We start from the raw sequence: 19,369 nt of genomic DNA, 5'->3' as shown, positions 1-19,369 counted from the left end.
GTTTAAGAGTTCAGGGGATTCAATCGGCGGGGGCCGAGGGTCCGGCTTGCCGGCCCTAGGCGCCGCCCCCTTGAGGGGGAGCAGGCTACACGAAGTGAGACTGGACAGGGGTGGGCCTGTTCTGCCCGGCAAAGCCGGTTCCGCGGCCCCGGCTGGGTTTAAGAGTTCAGGGGATTCAATCGGCGGGGGCCGAGGGTCCGGCTTGCCGGCCCTAGGCGCCGCCCCCTTGAGGGGGAGCAGGCTACACGAAGTGAGACTGGACAGGGGTGAGCCTGTTCTGCCCGGCGAAGCCGGTTCCGGGGCTCATGCTTGTAAGAAGAGGGGCTGGCCCGCACCTATGGGGGTCAAAGCGCGATTTCCGCCGGGCGGTTACAATAGGAGCTTCGGTAAAGCATCAGCTTTTTACATCGAAACCTTTTCCCAACAGGTTTCCTTCTCAAGCGGCGCTTCCCAGAGCCCGAATCCACAGTGTTTTCAGTGCCCCTACAGCCCTGAACCTTCTCAGCACTGTTCCGTTTTTCCGGCGAGCACTTCTCCCAACAGTGCCCACGCATGGCTCAACCAGCCCAGCCCCTGACAAGGGCCAGGCGGGTGGACACCGAACACCCGCCGGCTTGCTCGCAAGCCGATCTCCTTATTTATCAAGCCGGGACACATACCCGGCATGGAATTTTTATGAACATGGATCACACCAAAATCTCGGTGGGCAAGTACCTTGTCTCACCACTGGCCAAGCAGCAAGGCGAAGGTTTCGCTGCATCGGTCTCCATCCGCTCCGGCCGCGGCAGCGCCACGCATGATCGCGTGCTGCGTTTCAGCGGCCTTTTCGACAGCGCGGCCGCGGCCGTGCATTACGCGACGGAACACGCCTTGCGCTGGATCAGCGAGCGCTCGGCGCCGGTTGGCGCCTGCGCCTGACATTGCACGCCGCCGCAACAGACACCACCGACAATTTTTTCAATTCCCTAGGAGTTACATCATGGCCAAAGAAGAACTGATTGAAATGCATGGGCTGGTCGACGAAGTGTTGCCGGATTCGCGCTTTCGCGTCACGCTCGACAACGGCCACAAGCTTGTGGCTTACACCTCGGGCAAGATGCGCAAAAACCATATCCGCATCCTTGCCGGCGACCAGGTCTCGCTGGAGCTTTCACCCTACGACCTGACCAAGGGCCGCATCACCTTCCGGCACATCGCCGGTCGCGGCCCGGGCCCGGCACCACGGTCGGCTACACGCTAAGCCGCGCGGCTCGCCCGCGTCTCAAAGCGCAAGCAAAAAAACACAAAGCCCGGCAGACGGAGAACTCTCCGCCTGCCGGGCTTTGTCATTTGCGCCTCAGGCCCAGCCAGGACGCCTCAGGCCGTATCAGCCCTGGCGGTGATCAGCCGCCATATGCTCTGTTTTCTGATTGATCAGCACCTCGGGCTCCTGGGCCTCGACCCAGCTCTCGTTGTTGAGCCCGGCCTTGAGCCTGTCGGTGTCCAGCTCATCCGTCCATTTGGCGACCACGATGGTGGCCACGCCGTTGCCTATCAGGTTGGTCAGCGCCCGCGCTTCCGACATGAAGCGGTCAATGCCCAGGATCAGCGCCAGCCCCGCGACGGGCACGGTGCCCACAGCCGACAGCGTGGCGGCCAGCACGATGAAGCCGCTGCCCGTGATGCCGGCTGCGCCTTTGGAGGTCAGCAGCAGCACCGCCAGCAGCGTGAGCTCCTGCGTGAGCGTCATCGGCGTGTTGGTGGCCTGCGCGATGAACACCGCCGCCATCGTGAGGTAGATCGAGGTGCCGTCCAGGTTGAAAGAGTAGCCCGTGGGAATCACCAGGCCGACGGTGGTCTTCTTTGCGCCCAGGTTCTCCATCTTTTCCATCATGCGCGGCAGCACCGATTCAGACGAAGAGGTGCCCAGCACGATCAGCAGTTCTTCCTTGATGTACTTGATGAACTTCCAGATGCTGAACCCGTGGACGCGCGCGATGGCGCCCAGCACGACGAAGATGAAAATCAGGCAGGTCGCGTAGAAGGCCGCCATCAGCTTGCCGAGCGACACCAGGCTGTCCACGCCGTATGCGCCTATGGTGAAGGCCATCGCGCCGAAGGCGCCGATGGGCGCGACCTTCATGATGAAGCCGACGATGGTGAACAGCACGTGCGAGGTTTTTTCGACGAAGTCGAACACCAGCGTGCCGCGCCCGCCGAAGCGGTGCAACGCGAAGCCGAACATCACCGCGATCAGCAGCACCTGCAGAATCTCGCCCTTGGCAAAGGCGTCCACCACGGTGGATGGAATGATGTTCATGATGAAGTCGGTCGTGGTGACCATCTTCCCGGGGGCTGTATAAGCCGCGATGGCCTTGGTGTCCAGCGTGGACACGTCGACGTTCATGCCCTGGCCCGGCTTGAACACATTGACCAGCACCAGCCCGATGATCAGCGCGAAGGTGCTGACGATCTCAAAATAAAGCAGCGCCAGGCCGCCGGTCTTGCCGACTTTCTTCATGTCCTCCATGCCGGCGATGCCGATCACGACGGTGCAGAAGATGATAGGCGCGATCATCATCTTGATGAGCTTGATGAAACCGTCGCCCAGCGGCTTCATGAGCTTTCCGGCCTCGGGGTAAAAATGCCCCAGCAGCACGCCGGCAATGACGGCGCAGATCACCTGGAAGTACAGTGATTTGTAAAGGGGCGGTTTGCGGCTGCTTGTCTTCGTTGTGCTTGTTGTCATGGCCGGAACGCATCAGGCCGTCAGGCTGTGCGTAGTTGTGATTGGGCTATCAAATATAGCCCTGCCACGCGATTTGTCCATGTGGGAAACCACAGATCACAATCTTTACGCAAGCGCCCGTCCATGGGCGCGGAGCCTTAGCGGGCCGCAGTGCCGGCGCCCGTGGCCGGCGGGCGCGCCATCCAGGCGATGAGCGAAGAGCGCATGGCTTCCTCCACTGACATGTCAATGGGTTGCACCCATTCGGCCGGCACGAATACCGTGTAGCCGCCGATCATGTAGCCCATGGGCAAATAGACCGCGACACGCTCGCCAGGCAGAAAGCCGGGGGGCAGGTCGGCGAAGCTGCGGCGCGTGATCAGGCCCACGATTTCCATCGCATGGCCTGGCATGCGCAGGATCACCACGCTTTGCTCACCCTGCTTGCCCGAAGGAGAAAAATAGTCGGCAAAGCTTTTGAGCGAGGAGTAAATGCTTTTCACCACCGGCAGGTTGGTGAAAGGCATCTCCGCGAAAGTCAGCAGCCTGCGCACGCTTTGCTTCGACACCAGGTAGCCGATCACCAGGATGCTCAGCACGCCGAACACCAGTCCCAGGCCGGGGATGTAAAAACTGCCGATGAGCGGCCTGAGTACCCACAGCGCCGCGGTTTCCATCCACGCCAGAAAGATGTAAAGCAGGTAAACCGTCAAGGCCACCGGCAGGATGGTGATGAGGCCGCGAAAGAAATATTTGTAAAGGCTTTTCATGGGTTCTTTATTCGTGCCCGCCCGCAACATGCGTCCGGCCATGCCAGCAATATAACCATTTCAATTGACACCGGCGCCGCCTGGCGGCTGTCGGATTTTTCCTACGGTTTTCGGGTACTAATAACCGCAGCTTGTCATATTTCCGTGCGTAAACTGGCGTCATTGCGAACACCAACATGGCACCCGACCCCGCTGCAGCAATGAACCCGGCCAGAGGCCCTCGCGCCCTTGCCGTTCCGGCCTTGTCCTGTTTCTCGCTGCCGCTCATGTTGCCTCCAGCCCTCGCGCTGAAAGTTACGTTTGCGCCCCTTGATATTTTTTTGCGGTGCTCCAAGCTGCGCTGCAAGCCCACGTCCGGCCTGCCCGGATATTTTTGAGGATTCCTGCTACATGAGCCATTCCACTTTGGTTACCGCACAACTCAAAGTCCCCTTGCGGTCCCTGGCCCTCACCGTCGAAGAGACGTCCCCCGGCGAATTCTGCTGGCGCATTCTTGAAAGCCGCGCGGACCCCCGCGTGTTTGAATCTGTTTCCTGTTCGGACATCACCTTCGCCGCTTACGACACGGCCCTGGCCACAGGCTACGGCGAGCTGCAGCGCCTGGTCGGCCCTGATCTTCAATACGGCCCGCGCATCGAGGATGAGGCGCAAGCCGAACTCTTCACCCCGCCTTCGGCCAGGCCTGCGGCAGACGGCTCCGAAAAGCGCCCCGCCATCAACGGCTTCAAGCCGGGCACGGTGCCCGCATGAAGCGCGACCTCAAAGCCGATTACACGCGCATGCGCGCCCAACTCCAGGCCTTGCTGGCAGAGCCGGTCAAGGATATGGCGAAGATTGACCGGCTCGTCGATGAGCTTGAAAAACTTCAACTCGCGATCAAGGCCCAGCACGGCATCAAGGGCAACAACCCGCTCGAATAGCAGCGCTTGTCGAGGACAGGCCTCGCGGTTCGCAGGGCCCCTCGCTGCTTTGTACGTCTGGGACGCGTAGCATTTTGTGACCTCGCTTGTCCTACACCCGCCGCTGTAACAGGCCGACGAAGTACCCAAAGCTCCCTGCGTAAATTGAATTTAGCTGGCAATAGGGCCGGCGATTTACCAACCCGATTGCCTGTGATGGGCATGACCATAGGAGTACACCATGAGAGCATCGAAACCCCTGGCATCCGTCGTCGCCGCAGCCGCCGTTGTGGGCGCCATCGGCCTGGCCTACGCCCAGACCCCTGACACCAGCACCACCACGCCTGGCGCATCGACAGACCAGACCATGCAAAACCAGGGCACTTCCGGCAGTACCACCGGCACATCGTCTTCGACCAGCGCGGACACCGCTGTCACCCCTACCGAGCGTCCCGCACAGGCTGACCGCAACTAAGCCCGACACCTCATGCAATTGCGCATGAAACCGCTCCGGACCGCCTTGGCGCCCGGAGCGTTTCATGTGGGAAGCCGACCTTCTTAATCCCGATCATGTCCGCTCCTGTGCCTGAGTTTGAGCAGCGCCCCGCCGTTGAAGGGCCGGGTGCCGTGGTGGCGGGCACACGACATCGACATTCGGACATTCTTGACGGCATCAAACAGGGCGTTCTGTGGGGCGCTGCGATCGCCGTCCTGGTTTTGCCACTTTTCAGGGCCCACCCCGTGGTCCTTCCCCAAGCCGCCGCTCTTCAAACCAGCGCACCCCGGCCCATGACGCCGCGCGTGGCGGATTTCGGCGCCGAAGAAGCTTCGAACGAAGCGCGCGAAGTCGCCAACTGGGTCGTCAGCTCCGGCGACAACCGCAAACTCTTTTTTGTGATCCTCGACAAGATCAACACCAAAGTCTTTGTGTTCGAGCCTTCCGGGAAGCTGCGCAGCGCCACGCCCGTGCTGATAGGCGCGGCCCGCGGTGACGACTCGGTCGACGGCATAGGCGGGCGCCCGATTGCCCAGGTGCAGCCACAGGAGCGCACCACGCCCGCAGGCCGCTTCGTGGCCGAGCCCGGCCGCAACGCCACCGGGGAGGACGTCGTGTGGGTCGACTACGACGCGGCGGTTTCCATGCACCGCGTGCGCACGCTGGAGCCCAAAGAGCGCCGGCTCGAGCGGCTCGCATCGCCCACCACCGAGGACAACCGCATATCCTACGGTTGCATCAACATGCCGGTGGCTTTTTTTGAAAACGTGCTCAAGCCCGCCTTCAATGCCAGCTACGGTGTGGTGTACGTGCTGCCCGAAGTCAAATCGCTGGCTGAGGTTTTCCCGGCGGCGCATGAGCTTGCCCTGAGGCAGGGCGGCACCGGTTCGCCGGCCTCTTGAAGCCATTGCGCGGACGAAAAAAAAACGGCGCACTGCTTTCGCAATGCGCCGCTTGATTGCTGGCGGATTCAATTCAGCCTGGACCCCTTTGGAAGCCGTGCCGACAGCCACTCGTRCACATCCGCACGCACGTTGCGGCCCCGAAGCAGGAAGTCCTCATACCGGCTCGGCACGTAGGGCAGGTACACAAGCGGCATGCCGGCCTGTTCGGGTGTGCGGTCCTTCTTCCTGCCGTTGCAATACCGGCAGGCGCTGACCAGGTTGGTCCACGAGTAGGGCCCGCCCTTGCTCGCAGGGACGATGTGTTCGGCCTCGAGGTCCTTTTCCTGAAACACCTGGGCACAGTAGGCACAGGTGCAGCGGTCGCGGCGTAGCAGCTTGGGTTTGGTGACCGCCGGCACCACCTCGTGCAGGTTGCGTCGGGGCGCACCGCGCAGCGCGATGATGGGGTGGATCACCAGCGTGGATTGGCGGCCGCGCGCGACGTTCCAGCCGCCGCGCAGCGTCACCAGGGGGCTTTCGCCTTGTTCCCAGGCGACGGTGCCGGTCGCATAGTGCAGAGCCGCCTCTTCAGCCGTGATCCAGGCCTGGGGCGTTCCCTGGATGTCGAGCTGAAGAACGTGGTGCATCGTGGCCTCCTGAGTTGAATGATGGGTGGTGCGGGCAGGGAATTTCGAAATCCCGACCTGCCGGTTAAAAGCCGGCTGCTCTGCCTCTGAGCTATGCCCGCGAAATCTGAGCCATACCCGCTGACAAAAAAATGGGGTGCAAGACCGGACTCGAACCGGTGACCCGCGGGGTCACATCCCGCTGCGCTGCCTACTGCGCCACATGCACCAGAAAAAAGAAAAGTTGGCTCCACAGCCTGGGATCGAACCAGGGACGACGCGATTAACAGTCGCGCGCTCTACCAGCTGAGCTACCGTGAAATAAAAGGCGGATCAATCACCACTCACCGCATTCACGCACGCGCTGGTCGAGCTCGCGCTCGTCACGCGTTGACCTGTGTTTGGGTTGGGCATGGTTGAACCGGGCGCTGCCGGCGGCGATGATGCCGCCCAGGAGTGCGCGGACGATGCGCTTGCGAAGCTTCTCCGGCCTTTTGAAGGTCGCTGTGTTTTTGGCTGTCATGGCAAACCTCCTTGGGCTGGGTGGATAAAAAGTGGTGCACCTGGGCCGATTCGAACGGCCGACAAACGGTGTAGAAAGCCGTCGCTCTATCCGGGCTGAGCTACAGGCGCTAGAGGGTAGAGGGGGCCTGGAGGCGGCAGTCAGATTCGAACTGACGTGTGCTGACGCAAGCGGATTTGCAATCCRCCCCCTTCGGCCTCTTGGGTACGCCGCCGGAAATCATTGGCTGGCACGGGAAGAATCGAACTTCCAACCTTCGGTTTTGGAGACCGCTGCTCTGCCTGCTTGAGCTACGCACCAAGGGAAAAGAAAAAATAGCCGGTGGCCCGGCATGAAGAGTGGCGGCCTGTACGGGAATTGAACCCGTGACAACATCCTGGACAGGGAAGTGCTCTACCAACTGAGCTAACAGACCTAAAGTGAATAACCCGCGGATTAAAAATGGTGGAGTGCCAGGGACTCGAACCCCGCATGCCCGAAGACGCCGGATTTACAGTCCAGTGCAGTAGCCAGCTCTGCTCGCACTCCGAAAAAAATGAATGGCCTCGCGTGAAAGATTTGAACTTCCGACCCTCTGCTTCGTAGGCAGATGCTCTGGTTCCGGACTGAGCTAACGCGAGAAAAAATGAATGGCAGGCCGTGATGGATTCGAACCACCGAAATGTCGGCTTCAAAACCCGATGCCTTAGGCCAGCTTGGCGAACGGCCTAAAAATATCTCCGGTTACGAGTTCCGGTGCCCCCCTATCTTTGAGGCCGGTTTCCGCACTACGCCCTTTCGGGCACTGCGCTCCTTTTATTCACAACTGGAATTGGCGTCACGTAGGGGATTCGAACCCCTGTCTACAAGAATGAAAGCCTTGTGTCCTGAGCCAGCTAGACGAACGTGACAAAAAACATGCGCCCACAGTCGCGGGCAAAAAACTAAATCCATTTCGGCTGTACCCGTATGCGGGCGGCCGGCATCAAGCCGGACCGGGATCTCCCGCTGCACCGCATCTCCGGGGCCATGAACCCCGGTTGCGAGCACACACGCCGCCAGACCGTTTCCTCGATCTCGCGCAGGCGGCGTGACACAGACACACCCGAAATGGAGCGGACAGACGGCTTCGAACCGACGACATTGAGCTTGGAAGGCTCACGCTCTACCGGCTGAGCTATGTCCGCAATTTCTTGCGGGACTCGCTGCCATCCAGTGTGTGGCTGCTGTCCCGCTGCTGAATTTTTAAAGAGCCCCGCGCTTAAAGCGCACAGACGGCACGATCACCGTCAGGGGAAAACAAAAAGGCCCGGTTCCTTGCGGATACCGGGCCTCTGGTGTCAGAGATTCAGAAGGTACGCTCAGGCGTCTCCTCCTCCCGGTGGTGTGCAATCCTCATAGTTCTGTTTGGACATGGCCGTCCGCAAAACGGATGCCGCATAGGAACTCAGCCCACATGAGCCCAGATAAACGTCAAGGCGACGCACGCCAGCACCGCCCCAAACGGGGGTGCTGTGTCTTGCGATGGCGGCTATCGGTTTCATGATGGGTGTGTGAAAAGGGTTGGTATCAAAAGTAGCAATGGAAGGTAATGTAAAATCTTTTTACGTCACCGTCAACGCCTCGCTGAAAAATAATTTTGATTGTTGCAATCACGTCACATGGATTCACCGGACATCAACCGAACCAGGCGCAACAACCTGCTGATCATCATTCGTGAGTACAGCGAAAGGGAGTTGGCGGCCGGTGAGTCGCCTGTGGGCATGCTGGGCCGGCTGGCGAAAGAACTGGGCCTGAGCGCCGGCGGGCTGAGCCAGTTCAAGGGAGACGCCAGCGGTTCAGGCCGCAACATCGGCGACGCCGCCGCCGCCCAGATCGAGAGCAGGTCGGGCAAGCCGAAAGGCTGGCTGGATGAAGACCATGGCGGCGACGCCTTCAACCCCGCAGAGAACGCCTTCATCGAAATGGCCCGCGCGGCATGGCGCACAACGGATGCCAGGGGCCGCCGGCATCTGATGCAGCTTGCGAAGCGGGGCTTTGACGGCGCCAAGCCCGGCGATCAATAAGCCTGTTTCCCCTGCCGTGATTTGTAACTTGTAACGGCAGCGGCCCCGCATTGCGCGCAGCTGTTGCACACAGGCATCTGCCGCGCGAAAAAATGCCGCCTCCAGCGACTGTTACATGCCCGGACGGGTATTTCCGTCGGCCTATCAAAACTCCTCCATTGCATTGCCTAAAAAGGATTCATTGCTATACAAGTAATAGCAAGTATCCGAAGCGCTTCAGGGTTTCTCCGTTGAGCACAATTGCTTGCATCGCTAACATGGTGCAACCGCGCCGGGGCATTCAACGAAACAGCCGCCCCGGTTTTTTTAATGTGCGCTCGCGCACTTTTTTCAGCGCCACGCACAGGACCCGGATGTTGTTCGCAGGCAGGAAACACGCAGCAAAAATCGCCTTCGCGACGGCCTTTGCCGTCCTTGCCGCCGCGCCTTTGTTTTCCTTCGCCGCGCCGCTGGCGCCCTACACCGACAGTGCCGCCACACCGGCTGCAAGTCCCGATACCGGCATGACGCTGGTTTCCGCCTCTCCCGATGCACGCCAGGCTTTGCGCTGGGTGGTGCAGGCGCATGACAACGAAGGCCTGCCCTTTGTGATCGTCGACAAAAAAGGCGGGCGCATTTTTGTGTTCGAGGCGGGCGGCCAGCTGCGCGGTACGTCGCCTGCATTGACGGGCCTGGCACCCGGCGACCACAGCGTGCCCGGCATGGCGCAGCGCAGCGTGGCCAGCTTGCGTGAGGATGAGCGCACCACGCCGGCCGGCCGCTTTGTCTCCGAGCCCGGCCACAACCTGCAGGGCGAGGCCATTGTCTGGATCGACTACGCGGCCAAGCTCGCCATACACCGCCTGCGCCCGGCGCCGCCGGCCGAGCRCCGCGCGGAGCGCCTGGCCTCGGAAACGCCCGACGACAACCGCATCTCCATGGGTTGTGTGGTGGTGCCGGTCCGCTTTTACGAAACCGTGGTCGGCCCCGTCCTGGGCAGAAGCCGCGGCATCGTCTACGTGCTGCCCGAAACCCAGCCGCTGGCCAGCATGCTGGGCGCGCTGCAGCTGAGCCAGCGCTGAGGTCTTTCGTCGCCACAGCCGCTGTGGTGGTGCGGCCAAGGCCTGCAAGCGGCTGCTTGCACAACTACACGCGCGTCAGCCATCCCTTACTTGCAGCAGGCCTCCAGGCTGGCACGGCACGCGAGGCCCGCCGCCTACATTGGATTTGTCTCTTCAACCCTGACTACTTTTTAGGAGAAACAAATGCCCATCATTGCCTGGCTATTAGGTGTTCCCCTCAGCGTGATCCTGATCCTCATGTTGCTGGGCGTGTTTTAGGCCCGCAAGGCGGCCGCAGGGCCGTTCAAACAAAAGCCCGCAAAATGCGGGCTTTTGTTGTTTACAGCGCGTCGGCGGCTTCCTTGCGCCGCGCACGCACGCGCGCGACCTTCCACCAGCCCGGCAGCAGGCTTTGTATCTCCGGCCGGGTAAAGCGGTCGTCAATCAGGTAGACCACGCCGCGATCAGAGGTCGTGCGTATCACCCGGCCGGCCGCCTGCACCACCTTCTGCAGGCCCGGATAGAGGTAGGTGTAGTCGTAGCTTTGGGCCACGCCGAAGTTGACGCCCATTCGCTCGCGGATCTGCTCGTTCACCGGATTGACCTGGGGCAGCCCCAGCGTGGCGATGAAAGCGCCGATCAGGCGGTCGCCCGGCAGGTCTATGCCTTCGGCGAATGAGCCGCCCAGCACGGCAAAGCCTATGCCTTGCGAGGCGGGTGTGAAGCGCGCGAGGAAGGCATCGCGTGCGGCTTCCTCCATGCCGCGCGTCTGCTCCCACACCGGAACGTGCGGGTAGCGCCGGCGAAACAGCGTGACGAGCTGCTGCAGGTAGTCGTAGCTGCTCAGGAAGGCCAGGTAGTTGCCGGGCCGGCCTTCATACTGCCGCGCCATCAGGTCGACGATGGGCGAAAGCGAATCGCCCCGGTGCTGGAAACGCGTCGAGACATCGCTCACCACCGAAACCTGCAGCTGCTCGGCCAGGAAAGGTGATTCGACCTCGGTCCACACGGTGCCGGCCGGAAGGCCCAGCGTGTCGGCGTAATAGTTCTGCGGGCTTAGCGTGGCCGAAAACAGCGCCGTGGACTGCGCGGCCGCAAAGCGCGGCGCCAGGAAGGGTGCGGGCACCACGTTGCGGATGTTGAGCACCGCCAGCGGCTGGCCCAGCGCCTGACCGAATGCGTTGGCAGCGGTGTCGCCCTGCATCGTCACGTCAAACAGCGAATGCTCGCCAAACGCTTCGGCCATGCGCGAGAAATGCAGGGCCTCGAAATAAAAGTCCTGCAGTTCCCCGTCCATGCGCGTCGGGTTGGCCATCAGGAAGTCGGTGATCTGGGTCAGCGCCTGGCCCAGGGTCTTGAGGAAAGGCGCGGGCAGTTCGTCATGGACCTGGTAGGGATCTTCCTGGGCCTGGTGCAGCTCCTGCAGGCTGCGGTTGAGCCGCTCCAGCGCACCGCGCACGGCTCGCGGCGCGCCGCCATGCACCTGCTGCAGCTGCGCCTGGCTCAGCGTGGCCGAATACATTTTTCGCGCGCGTTCCACCAGGTTGTGCGCCTCGTCCACCAGCACCGCCACGCGCCACTGGTTGCCCTGGGCCTGGCCGTGCAGCAATGCGCTGGTGTCGAAGTAATAGTTGTAGTCGCCCACCACCACGTCCGACCAGGTCACCAGTTCCTGGCTCAGGTAATAAGGGCACACCTGGTGGGTGAGCGCGAGTTCGCGCAGCGCGGCCTTGTCCAGCGCTCCGTGGGCGGCGGCGTGGTTCACGGCGGCGCTGCGGGCCTGCGGCAGGCGGTCGTAAAAGCCTTTGGCCAGCGGGCAGGCGTCGCCGTGGCAGGCTTTACCCGGGTGTTCACAGGCCTTGTCGCGCGCCACCAGTTCCATCACGCGCAGCGGCAGCGCCGTTGCGCTGCCCTTGATGCGTTCCAGCGCGTCAAGCGCCAGCCGGCGGCCCGGGGTTTTCGCGGCGAGGAAAAACAATTTGTCGAGCTGCTTTTTGGGCACCGCCTTGAGCAGCGGAAACACCGTGCCTATGGTCTTGCCTATGCCCGTGGGCGCCTGCGCCATCAGGCAGGCGCCGGCCTGCGCGGTCTTGTAGACGGCCTCGGCCAGTTCGCGCTGGCCGGGCCGGAAAGACGGATGCGGAAACTGCAACTCCGTGAGCGCCGCATCGCGCGCCTGGCGGTGGGCCAGTTCCCGCTCGGCCCAGGCCAGGAAGCGCTCGCACTGCGCTTCAAAGTATTCCCTGAGCACGGCGGCGGTGAAATGTTCGGTCAGCGGCGTTTCCTGCGCGCTGGCCACGTCAAAGTAAACCAGCGTGAGATTGATGTCGGGCAGCTTCCTGTCCGCGCACAGCAGCCAGCCGTAGATCTTCAGCTGCGCCCAGTGCAGGTCCCGGCGGTTGTCGGCCATGGCGTGCAGGTCGCCCCGGTAGGTCTTCACCTCTTCAAGCTGGTTCTGCTCCGGGTCATAGCCGTCGGCGCGGCCGCGTACCCTCAGCGCCTTGTACTCACCCTCAAGGCCGACTTCGGCCTGGTAGGACTCCCCGCGGCGCGATGCGACCAGCGCATGGCCGGCCATGCCTTCCTGGGCGGAGGGCGATGGCGTAAAGCGCAGGTCGAGGTCGCCGTGTTTGGCCGTGAACTCGCACAGGGCGCGGACGGCTACGAGGTATTTCAATCGGTGTTCGCTCTTTGAGGTGGCGAGAGTGGGAATACGGAGAAGGAGTTCATGGTAGCGCAGGCGCCGCCGGCCCCCATCCCCGCCTTCCCCCAGTGGGGGAAGGAGCAAGACCTCGCAAGCGCAGCCGGCCCTCATCCCTGCCTTCTCCCAGAGGGAGAAGGAGTAAAACATCGTGAAACAGAGTATTGGCGCCCGGGTCATTTACCGATTCACCGCAGCCGTCTACATTCGTCCCATGGACCAAATCATCGTCTGGCTGGAGCTGTACGGCCTGGCTGCAGTCTTTCTCAACATCGTGCTGGAGCAGCTCGGCCTGCCGATTCCCGCTTACCCGGTGCTCATACTCACCGGCGCGCTGAGCTTTGGCGGGAAGTATTCGGCCGGGGGCTTGCTGGCCACGGCCGTGCTGGCCTGCCTGATCGCCGACGGCATCTGGTACTGGGCCGGCCGCCGTTACGGCAGCCGCGTGCTCAAGACCCTGTGCCGCATTTCCCTGTCGCCCGATTCCTGCGTGCGGCAGACCGAATCCATCTTCACGCGCTGGGGCGTCCGGTCGCTGGTGCTGGCCAAGTTCATCCCGGGTTTTGCCTCGCTGGCCACGGCGCTGGCGGGCCGCACGGGCGTGCCCTTCGGGCGCTTCCTGTTTTTTGACGCCATCGGCGCGGCGCTGTATGCCGGCGTCGGCCTGGCGATAGGCATGGTGTTCCATGACGCGGTCGCCGACGTGCTGGCCGTGTTCGAGCAGATGGGCCGTATCGGCTTGATGGTGCTGCTGGCCGCCTTCGCGCTTTTCCTGGTGCGCAAATGGTGGCAGCGCCAGCGCTTTTTACGCCAGATGCGCATGGCGCGCATCACCCCGCAGGAGCTGCTGCGGCTGACGCAGGGCGGGCAGCCGGCGGTGATCCTCGACGTGCGCAGCGAACTCAGCCGCGGCGAAGGCGGCATCATTCCGGGCGCCTTGCTGTGGTCGGACCCGGACCGCAAGATGGCCACCCTGGACCTGCCGCACGACGTGGCCGTGGTGGTGTACTGCGCCTGCCCCAACGACGCCTCCGCCGCCCAGGTGGCCAGGCGCCTGATGGCGGCGGGTTTCAAGAATGTGCGCCCTCTGCACGGCGGCATAGATGCCTGGCAGGCGGCCGGGTTGTCGCTCGAATATCCGCACGCCGCGTGAAACGGTAAAAGTACCTTTGCCTCGCGCGAAAGGCGGCGCTAAGCTCTTGTGCCCAAATTGCATCACCGGGGCTTCTGGAAAAGAGGTCTTAAGTTTGCAGATTTTTTGAAGGCCTGCGCGCTACGCACCCAAAAGAAGACAGGGTGTTGTCCTATGGCGGATTTTCCGGTGGCGCAGCACACTCTGTTTCGCAAACGCCATGCAAAATGCATGAAGGCGCCTTGCCTTTGCCTAGAAAGTTAACAGCTGCGCATGAAGCTCCGTCCGACAGGCGAATTGACCGCAAGCCACCGCCAGCACAGCTCGCCGGGACGGACCGGCGTCGCGCCGGCGAGCCATCGTGCCGGGGTGCTGCGGTGAAGCGGGACGAAACACTCGCCCAGGCCAATGAGCGGCTGCAAGCCGAAGCGCTGGCGCTGGCCGAGGCCAACAAGGCCCTCGCTGAAGAGCTCGCCGAGCAACGCCGCGCGACCGAAGCTTTCAGGGTCGATGTGGACAGCCTGCGAAGCCTGGCGTCGATCTCGGCCGACTGGTACTGGGAGCAGGACGCCGACTACCGCTTCACCCATTTCGCCGCCGAGCGCGGCGGCAGCTCCGCGGATACGGACCTCAACGGCGCCATCGGCAAGCAGCGCTGGGAACTGGAAGGCGCCTATCCCCTGAGCATGTCCTGGGACCACCACCGCGCGGTGCTGGAGGCGCGCCAGGCGTTCCGCGATTTTGAGTACATCCGGGTTTTGGGCGACGGCGTGGCCCACTATTTTTCCGCCAGCGGCGTGCCGGTGTTCAACAAGCAGCGCGAGTTCACCGGCTACCGCGGCACGACCCGCGACAACACCGTGGCCAGGCGGATCGAGGAAAAAGAACGGAAGGCCGCGCGTTTTCTCGACGACATCGTCGACAACATGCCTGTCGCCGTCCACCTGAAGTCGCTGCAGGACGGGCTGCGCATCGTGGCCTGGAACAAGGCGGCCGAGAGACTTTACGGCGTGCGCCGCGAGGATGCCATGGGGCGCACCGTGCACGACCTCTGGCCGCAGGATCACGCGGATCGCATCAACGTGTCCGACGTGGAAGTGTCGAACACGGGCGTCATGCAGGACTTCCCCGACCGGACCATCATGACGCGCGAGCGCGGGATGATACGCGTGCACATGCGCAAAGTCCCGATCAAGGACGGCGGCGGCAGGGTCACACACCTCCTGATCACCGCCGAGGACATCACGGAGCGCCTGGCCTCCGATAATCGCCTGCACCGCAGCCAGGAGCGGTTCAGAAGCCTTACCGAGCTCTCGTCCGACTGGTACTGGGAACAGGACAAAAACTTCCGCAACGTGTTTGTCTCCAACGATCCGCAGCGCTTTGCCCTCGGAACCCAGGTTATCGGGGAAGGGCTGTGCCGATGGGACCTGCCCAACTCCGCGCCCCTTGCCGGCACGTGGGAGGAGCATAAGGCCACCCTGCAGGCGCATCTGCCGTTTCGTAATTTTGAGTACCAGCTGACCAAGGCGGACGGCGGTGTCATCTACCGCAGCGTCAGCGGAGAGCCGGTGTTTGGCGACGACGGAACCTTCGAAGGCTACCGCGGCGTGGGAAGCGACATCACCGAGCGCAAGCTGAACGAAACCGCGCTGCGCGCGAGCGGAGCGCGTTTCCGGGTGGTGGTCGGGGCGCTTGCCGAAGGCGTGGTGCTGCGTGACGCCGAAGGCAAAATCATCGACTGCAACGCCAGCGCGGAGCGCATTTTCGGCAAGTCGCTGGCGCAAATGAAAGGTCAGACCTCGGCGGCGCTGGATTGGGAGCGGCTGCGTGAGGACGGCACCCCGATGCCAGCATCCGAGTGGGCCAGCGTGCGCGCCATGCAAAGCGGCCAGAGCCAAAGCAATGTGGTGCAGCGCTACCGCAGGCCGGACGGCAGCACCTTCTGGGGCCTGATCAACGTGCAGCCGCTGTTCGAAGACAAGAGCGGCAAGCCCACCGGTTTCGTCACCTCCATCTCCGACATCACCAAACGCAAGCAGGCCGAGGTGGAAATCGTGCGGCTCAACGTCGACCTGGAAAACCGTGTCCTGCGCAGGACGGCGCAGCTTGAGGCCGCCAGCAAGGAGATGGAAGCATTCTCCTATTCCGTTGCGCACGACCTGCGAACGCCGCTGAGCACCATCGACGGTTTCTGCGCGCTGATGGAAAAACACATGCCGCCCGCCGCGGGCGAGCGCGCCCTGCATTTCCTCGAGCGCATACGCAGCAGCGTGCGGCGCATGGGTGAGCTCACCGACGGCCTGCTGGCCCTCACGCGCCTGTCGCGCACCAGCATGGTCTGGGACACGGTGGACGTCAGCGCCGAGGCGCTGCGCGTGGCCAGGTGGCTCAAGGGCGCCGAGCCCGACCGCGAAGCCCGCATCGCAATTGAGCCCGGCATGGCCGCGCGCGGCGACCAGGCCATGCTCGGCCAGGTGCTGGAGCAATTGGTCGCCAACGCATGGAAGTTCAGCGCCAAGAAGGATTTCGTCGAAATCACGGTCGGCCGCTTGCAAGCCAGGGACGGCCAGCCCGTGTTCTTCGTGAAGGACAAGGGGGCGGGCTTTGACATGGCCTATGTCGACAAGCTCTTCGGCAATTTCGAGCGCCTGCATTCGCCCGAGGAGTTCGCCGGCAGCGGTATAGGCCTGGCCACGGCCAAGCGCATCGTCGACCGCCATGGCGGAAAAATCTGGGCGGAGTCGGTGGTCGGCGAGGGCAGCACCTTTTATTTCTCGCTTGGCGGCGACCAGACCGGCGCAGGGCAGCCCGACCAGGCCGTCCAAGCCGCTGGGGTGGCGCACGAATCAGGCTTCTCCACGCTGGAAATGCCCAGCAGTGCGCCCTTCAGCAGCGACAACGACGCCTTCATGCTCAACGACCAGCAGTTCCGCAATGCGTTTGAGCATGCGGCCATCGGCATGACGCTCATAGGCATAGATTCGCGCCGCCTCAAGGTCAACAACGCCTTCTGCCAGATGCTGGGGTATTCCGAGGCGGAGATGCTGGCGCGCACGATCTACGACCTTACCCATCCCGACGACATCGCGTGGGACCTGGAGCAACGCAAGCGCGCGCTGGCCGGCGAGATCGAATCCTTCCACACCGAAAAGCGCTACATCCACAAAGACGGCCACACCGTCTGGGGCTATATGAGCTGCTCCCTGGTGCGCGATGAAGACCGCAAGCCGCTGCGCTTTATCGCGCAGATCCAGGACATCACCGAGCGCAAGCAGACCGAGCAGGTGCTGCGCGAAAGCGAAGAGCGTTTCCGCGCGCTCACCGCCTTGTCGTCCGACTGGTTCTGGGAGCAGGACGAGAACCTCCGCTTTGTCGAGGTCTCCGGCGAGGCCCCGACGGCGTCGGGCCTTCAGAAATCGGCTTATGGCAAGACCCCCTGGGAGCTCGACTACAGCCAGATGAGCGACGCCGGCTGGGCCGACTACAAGGCCCTGGTCGCGCGGCGCGAGGTTTTCCGCGACATGGAAACCACACGGCGCGACTCCAAGGGCCGGACTCGCTATTTCACCATCAGCGGCGTGCCCAAATTCGATGCCAACGGCAAGTTCACCGGCTACCGGGGAACCGGCCGCGACATGACCGAAATGCGCCGCGTCACTGAGGCGCTGCGCACCAGCGAAGCGCAACTGCGCGAAATCACCGACACCATACCCGCCTGGATTACCTACGCCGATGCAGACCAGAATCTGCGTTTTCACAACCGGGCCTACGAGGAGGTCTTCGGCATGACGAGCGCGCAGCTCGAAGGCAAGAACATCCGGCAACTCGTGGGCGAGGAAATGTACGCGCTGATCAGGCCCCGGGTGGAGGAGGTGTTGCAGGGCTATCCGGTGGTCTATGAGCGTTCGCAGAAAACCGCCCGCGGCGGCGTGCGCGACTACGTGGTCAACTACTTCCCGCGCTACGGCGACGGCGTTGACGACGGCAAGGTGATCGGCTTCTATGCACTGGCCAACGACGTGACCGAACTCAAGCGCATAGACCGCATGAAGAGCGAATTCGTCTCCACGGTCAGCCATGAGCTGCGCACGCCGCTCACCTCGATACGCGGTTCGCTGGGCCTGATCTCCGGCGGCGTCGCCGGCCAGTTGCCCGAAGCCGTCAAGACCCTGGTGGGTATCGCCAAGAGCAATTGCGAGCGCCTGATCCGCCTCATCAACGACATCCTGGACATCGAAAAAATCGAGTCCGGCAAGATGACGCTCGATCTGCAGATCATCGAACTCAAGCCGCTTCTGGAGCAGGCGCTGGCCGCCAACGAAGGCTATGGCACCGCCAAGAACGTGAGCCTGCGCCTGGACTTCCCCGATGAGGAATTGATGGTCAGGGCCGACGGCGACCGCCTGACGCAGGTCGTGACCAACCTGCTGTCCAACGCCATGAAGTTCTCGCCGGACAACGGTGTGGTGGAGATCCACGTGGCGCGCGGCGGCAGCGGCGTGCGCGTCGAAGTCCGCGACCACGGGCCCGGCATTCCGGAAGAATTCCGCAAACGCATCTTCCAGAAGTTTTCACAGGCCGACTCTTCCGACACGCGCCAGAAGGGCGGCACGGGGCTGGGGCTGAACATCTCACGCGCCATCATCGAGCGCCTGGGCGGCAGCATAGGCTTTGAAACCCGCACCGGCGAAGGCACCACCTTTTATTTCGAACTGCCCGAATGGGAGGAGCCGCCACCCACGCGCCCGGTCGAGATGCTGGGCGAGAGGCCCCGCGTGCTCATCTGCGAGGACGACCACGACATCTCGCGCCTGATCGGCATGATGCTGGACAAGGGCGGCTTCGATTCAGAGCCCGTCTACAGCGCCGAGGACGCCTTGATCCGGCTGTCGCAGCAGCACTTTGACGCCGTCACCGTCGACCTCAAGCTGCCCGGCGAAGACGGCATCTCGCTGATTCGCTCGCTGCGTAGCCGGCTGCTTACGCGCGACGTGCCGGTGGTCGTCATCTCGGCCTGGGCCGGCGAAGGCAAGGTGCAGTTCAACGACCAGGCCCTGACCGTCTCGGACTGGCTCGAAAAACCCATCGACGAAAACATGCTGGTCCTGGGCGTGCGCCGGGCCATCGAAGGCGCCGCCGAAAACAAGCCCGTCATTCTGCACGTCGAGGACGACCCCGACATCCAGCGCATCGCGGCCACCATCGCGCAGGACTTCGCGACCTTCGTCTTCGCCGCGACCCTGCAGGAAGCCCGCGCGCGGCTGGAGGCCCAACCCTTCGACCTGGTCCTGCTGGACATCAACCTCAAGGAAGGCTCCGGCTGGGACCTGCTGACGGACATCGAAGCGCTGGAATCGCCGCCGCCGGTGGTGGTGTTTTCCGCGATGGAAGCCACGCGCGCGCAGGCCGCGCGCGCCACCGCCGTGCTGGTCAAGGCCAAGACCTCCAATGAAGAATTGCTGGCCACCTTGCGGCGGGTGCTCGGGCTGGCCCGCCCGCCGGAGATCGAACTCGAATAGGGCCGCGCGGCCCTGGGCCCCGGC

At 63.0% G+C, this 19,369-nt stretch carries 15 protein-coding genes and 12 tRNA genes; 10 read left to right on the top strand and 17 right to left on the bottom strand.

The window, feature by feature from the left end; all coding sequences use genetic code 11:
• Nucleotides 1–675: 675 nt before the first annotated feature.
• Entirely contained in the window at nucleotides 676–918 is a 243-nt protein-coding gene (locus tag AC1DXS_RS22825) for a hypothetical protein (RefSeq protein WP_477739727.1), read from the top strand.
• 61 nt (nucleotides 919–979) lie between these two features.
• Nucleotides 980–1,240 (top strand): translation initiation factor IF-1, encoded by a 261-nt coding sequence (infA, locus tag AC1DXS_RS22820; RefSeq protein WP_477739726.1) that lies wholly within the window; start codon nucleotides 980–982, stop codon nucleotides 1,238–1,240.
• 126 nt (nucleotides 1,241–1,366) lie between these two features.
• Here infA and AC1DXS_RS22815 read toward each other — a convergent pair whose 3' ends face one another.
• Together AC1DXS_RS22815 and AC1DXS_RS22810 are read right to left on the bottom strand one after the other, a co-directional pair.
• Nucleotides 1,367–2,728 (bottom strand): dicarboxylate/amino acid:cation symporter, encoded by a 1,362-nt coding sequence (locus AC1DXS_RS22815; RefSeq protein WP_477739725.1) that lies wholly within the window; start codon nucleotides 2,726–2,728, stop codon nucleotides 1,367–1,369.
• Between the two features lie 137 nt (nucleotides 2,729–2,865).
• The gene (locus AC1DXS_RS22810; protein WP_477739724.1) at nucleotides 2,866–3,477 is read right to left on the bottom strand and encodes a DUF502 domain-containing protein; all 612 of its coding nucleotides are present in this window, start codon (nucleotides 3,475–3,477) and stop codon (nucleotides 2,866–2,868) included.
• 390 nt (nucleotides 3,478–3,867) lie between these two features.
• Between AC1DXS_RS22810 and AC1DXS_RS22805 the strand changes: the two genes are divergently transcribed.
• The 4 genes from AC1DXS_RS22805 (at nucleotide 3,868) to AC1DXS_RS22790 (ending at nucleotide 5,774) form a co-directional block, all read left to right on the top strand.
• Nucleotides 3,868–4,227, top strand: coding sequence for a hypothetical protein (locus AC1DXS_RS22805; RefSeq protein ID WP_477739723.1), 360 nt, complete (start codon nucleotides 3,868–3,870; stop codon nucleotides 4,225–4,227).
• Nucleotides 4,224–4,397: a hypothetical protein gene (locus AC1DXS_RS22800; RefSeq protein WP_477739722.1), complete on the top strand. Its 174-nt coding sequence runs from the start codon at nucleotides 4,224–4,226 to the stop codon at nucleotides 4,395–4,397. Before AC1DXS_RS22805 ends, AC1DXS_RS22800 begins: the two co-directional genes overlap by 4 nt.
• Before the next feature lie 220 nt (nucleotides 4,398–4,617).
• A complete protein-coding gene (locus AC1DXS_RS22795) occupies nucleotides 4,618–4,851 on the top strand; it encodes a hypothetical protein (RefSeq protein ID WP_477739721.1) in 234 nt (77 codons plus the stop codon).
• 95 nt (nucleotides 4,852–4,946) lie between these two features.
• Nucleotides 4,947–5,774, top strand: coding sequence for a hypothetical protein (locus AC1DXS_RS22790; RefSeq protein WP_477739720.1), 828 nt, complete (start codon nucleotides 4,947–4,949; stop codon nucleotides 5,772–5,774).
• A 68-nt stretch (nucleotides 5,775–5,842) separates the two neighbouring features.
• Here AC1DXS_RS22790 and AC1DXS_RS22785 read toward each other — a convergent pair whose 3' ends face one another.
• The 14 genes from AC1DXS_RS22785 to AC1DXS_RS22720 form a co-directional block, all read right to left on the bottom strand.
• Nucleotides 5,843–6,403, bottom strand: coding sequence for an HNH endonuclease (locus AC1DXS_RS22785; RefSeq protein WP_477739719.1), 561 nt, complete (start codon nucleotides 6,401–6,403; stop codon nucleotides 5,843–5,845).
• A gap of 26 nt (nucleotides 6,404–6,429) precedes the next feature.
• A tRNA-Lys gene (locus AC1DXS_RS22780) sits at nucleotides 6,430–6,504 on the bottom strand.
• Between the two features lie 31 nt (nucleotides 6,505–6,535).
• Nucleotides 6,536–6,611 (bottom strand) — tRNA-His (locus tag AC1DXS_RS22775).
• A gap of 16 nt (nucleotides 6,612–6,627) precedes the next feature.
• Nucleotides 6,628–6,703, bottom strand: a tRNA-Asn gene (locus tag AC1DXS_RS22770).
• Between the two features lie 16 nt (nucleotides 6,704–6,719).
• The gene (locus AC1DXS_RS22765; RefSeq protein WP_477739718.1) at nucleotides 6,720–6,905 is read right to left on the bottom strand and encodes a hypothetical protein; all 186 of its coding nucleotides are present in this window, start codon (nucleotides 6,903–6,905) and stop codon (nucleotides 6,720–6,722) included.
• Nucleotides 6,906–6,937: 32 nt separating this feature from the next.
• Nucleotides 6,938–7,015: transfer RNA gene (locus tag AC1DXS_RS22760), tRNA-Arg, on the bottom strand.
• An 18-nt stretch (nucleotides 7,016–7,033) separates the two neighbouring features.
• Nucleotides 7,034–7,119, bottom strand: a tRNA-Cys gene (locus tag AC1DXS_RS22755).
• Nucleotides 7,120–7,128: 9 nt separating this feature from the next.
• A tRNA-Trp gene (locus tag AC1DXS_RS22750) sits at nucleotides 7,129–7,205 on the bottom strand.
• A 39-nt stretch (nucleotides 7,206–7,244) separates the two neighbouring features.
• A tRNA-Asp gene (locus AC1DXS_RS22745) sits at nucleotides 7,245–7,320 on the bottom strand.
• A 27-nt stretch (nucleotides 7,321–7,347) separates the two neighbouring features.
• Nucleotides 7,348–7,433, bottom strand: a tRNA-Tyr gene (locus AC1DXS_RS22740).
• 12 nt (nucleotides 7,434–7,445) lie between these two features.
• Nucleotides 7,446–7,525: transfer RNA gene (locus AC1DXS_RS22735), tRNA-Arg, on the bottom strand.
• Nucleotides 7,526–7,535: 10 nt separating this feature from the next.
• Nucleotides 7,536–7,614: transfer RNA gene (locus AC1DXS_RS22730), tRNA-Gln, on the bottom strand.
• A gap of 103 nt (nucleotides 7,615–7,717) precedes the next feature.
• Nucleotides 7,718–7,795: transfer RNA gene (locus tag AC1DXS_RS22725), tRNA-Glu, on the bottom strand.
• Between the two features lie 200 nt (nucleotides 7,796–7,995).
• A tRNA-Gly gene (locus AC1DXS_RS22720) sits at nucleotides 7,996–8,071 on the bottom strand.
• A gap of 474 nt (nucleotides 8,072–8,545) precedes the next feature.
• On the opposite strand from AC1DXS_RS22720, the gene AC1DXS_RS22715 reads away from it, so the two are divergent.
• Both AC1DXS_RS22715 and AC1DXS_RS22710 read left to right on the top strand, forming a co-directional pair.
• On the top strand, nucleotides 8,546–8,950 hold the full coding sequence (locus AC1DXS_RS22715; RefSeq protein ID WP_477739717.1) for a hypothetical protein: 405 nt from the start codon (nucleotides 8,546–8,548) through the stop codon (nucleotides 8,948–8,950).
• 353 nt (nucleotides 8,951–9,303) lie between these two features.
• On the top strand, nucleotides 9,304–10,011 hold the full coding sequence (locus tag AC1DXS_RS22710) for a hypothetical protein (RefSeq protein ID WP_477739716.1): 708 nt from the start codon (nucleotides 9,304–9,306) through the stop codon (nucleotides 10,009–10,011).
• Nucleotides 10,012–10,330: 319 nt separating this feature from the next.
• On the opposite strand, the gene AC1DXS_RS22705 is transcribed toward AC1DXS_RS22710, so the two are convergent.
• Nucleotides 10,331–12,667 carry an ATP-dependent DNA helicase gene (locus AC1DXS_RS22705; protein WP_477739715.1) on the bottom strand — a complete coding sequence of 779 codons (2,337 nt, stop codon included), beginning with the start codon at nucleotides 12,665–12,667 and terminating at the stop codon, nucleotides 10,331–10,333.
• A 238-nt stretch (nucleotides 12,668–12,905) separates the two neighbouring features.
• On the opposite strand from AC1DXS_RS22705, the gene AC1DXS_RS22700 reads away from it, so the two are divergent.
• Both AC1DXS_RS22700 and AC1DXS_RS22695 read left to right on the top strand, forming a co-directional pair.
• Nucleotides 12,906–13,844 (top strand): DedA family protein/thiosulfate sulfurtransferase GlpE, encoded by a 939-nt coding sequence (locus AC1DXS_RS22700; protein WP_477739714.1) that lies wholly within the window; start codon nucleotides 12,906–12,908, stop codon nucleotides 13,842–13,844.
• A gap of 356 nt (nucleotides 13,845–14,200) precedes the next feature.
• Nucleotides 14,201–19,345: a PAS domain S-box protein gene (locus tag AC1DXS_RS22695; RefSeq protein ID WP_477739713.1), complete on the top strand. Its 5,145-nt coding sequence runs from the start codon at nucleotides 14,201–14,203 to the stop codon at nucleotides 19,343–19,345.
• Nucleotides 19,346–19,369 lie beyond the last annotated feature (24 nt).

This window comes from Polaromonas sp. P3_B1, assembly GCF_056402935.1.
Note: the sequence above shows the minus strand (reverse complement) of the source record. Positions and strands in the feature narration are given on the sequence as shown.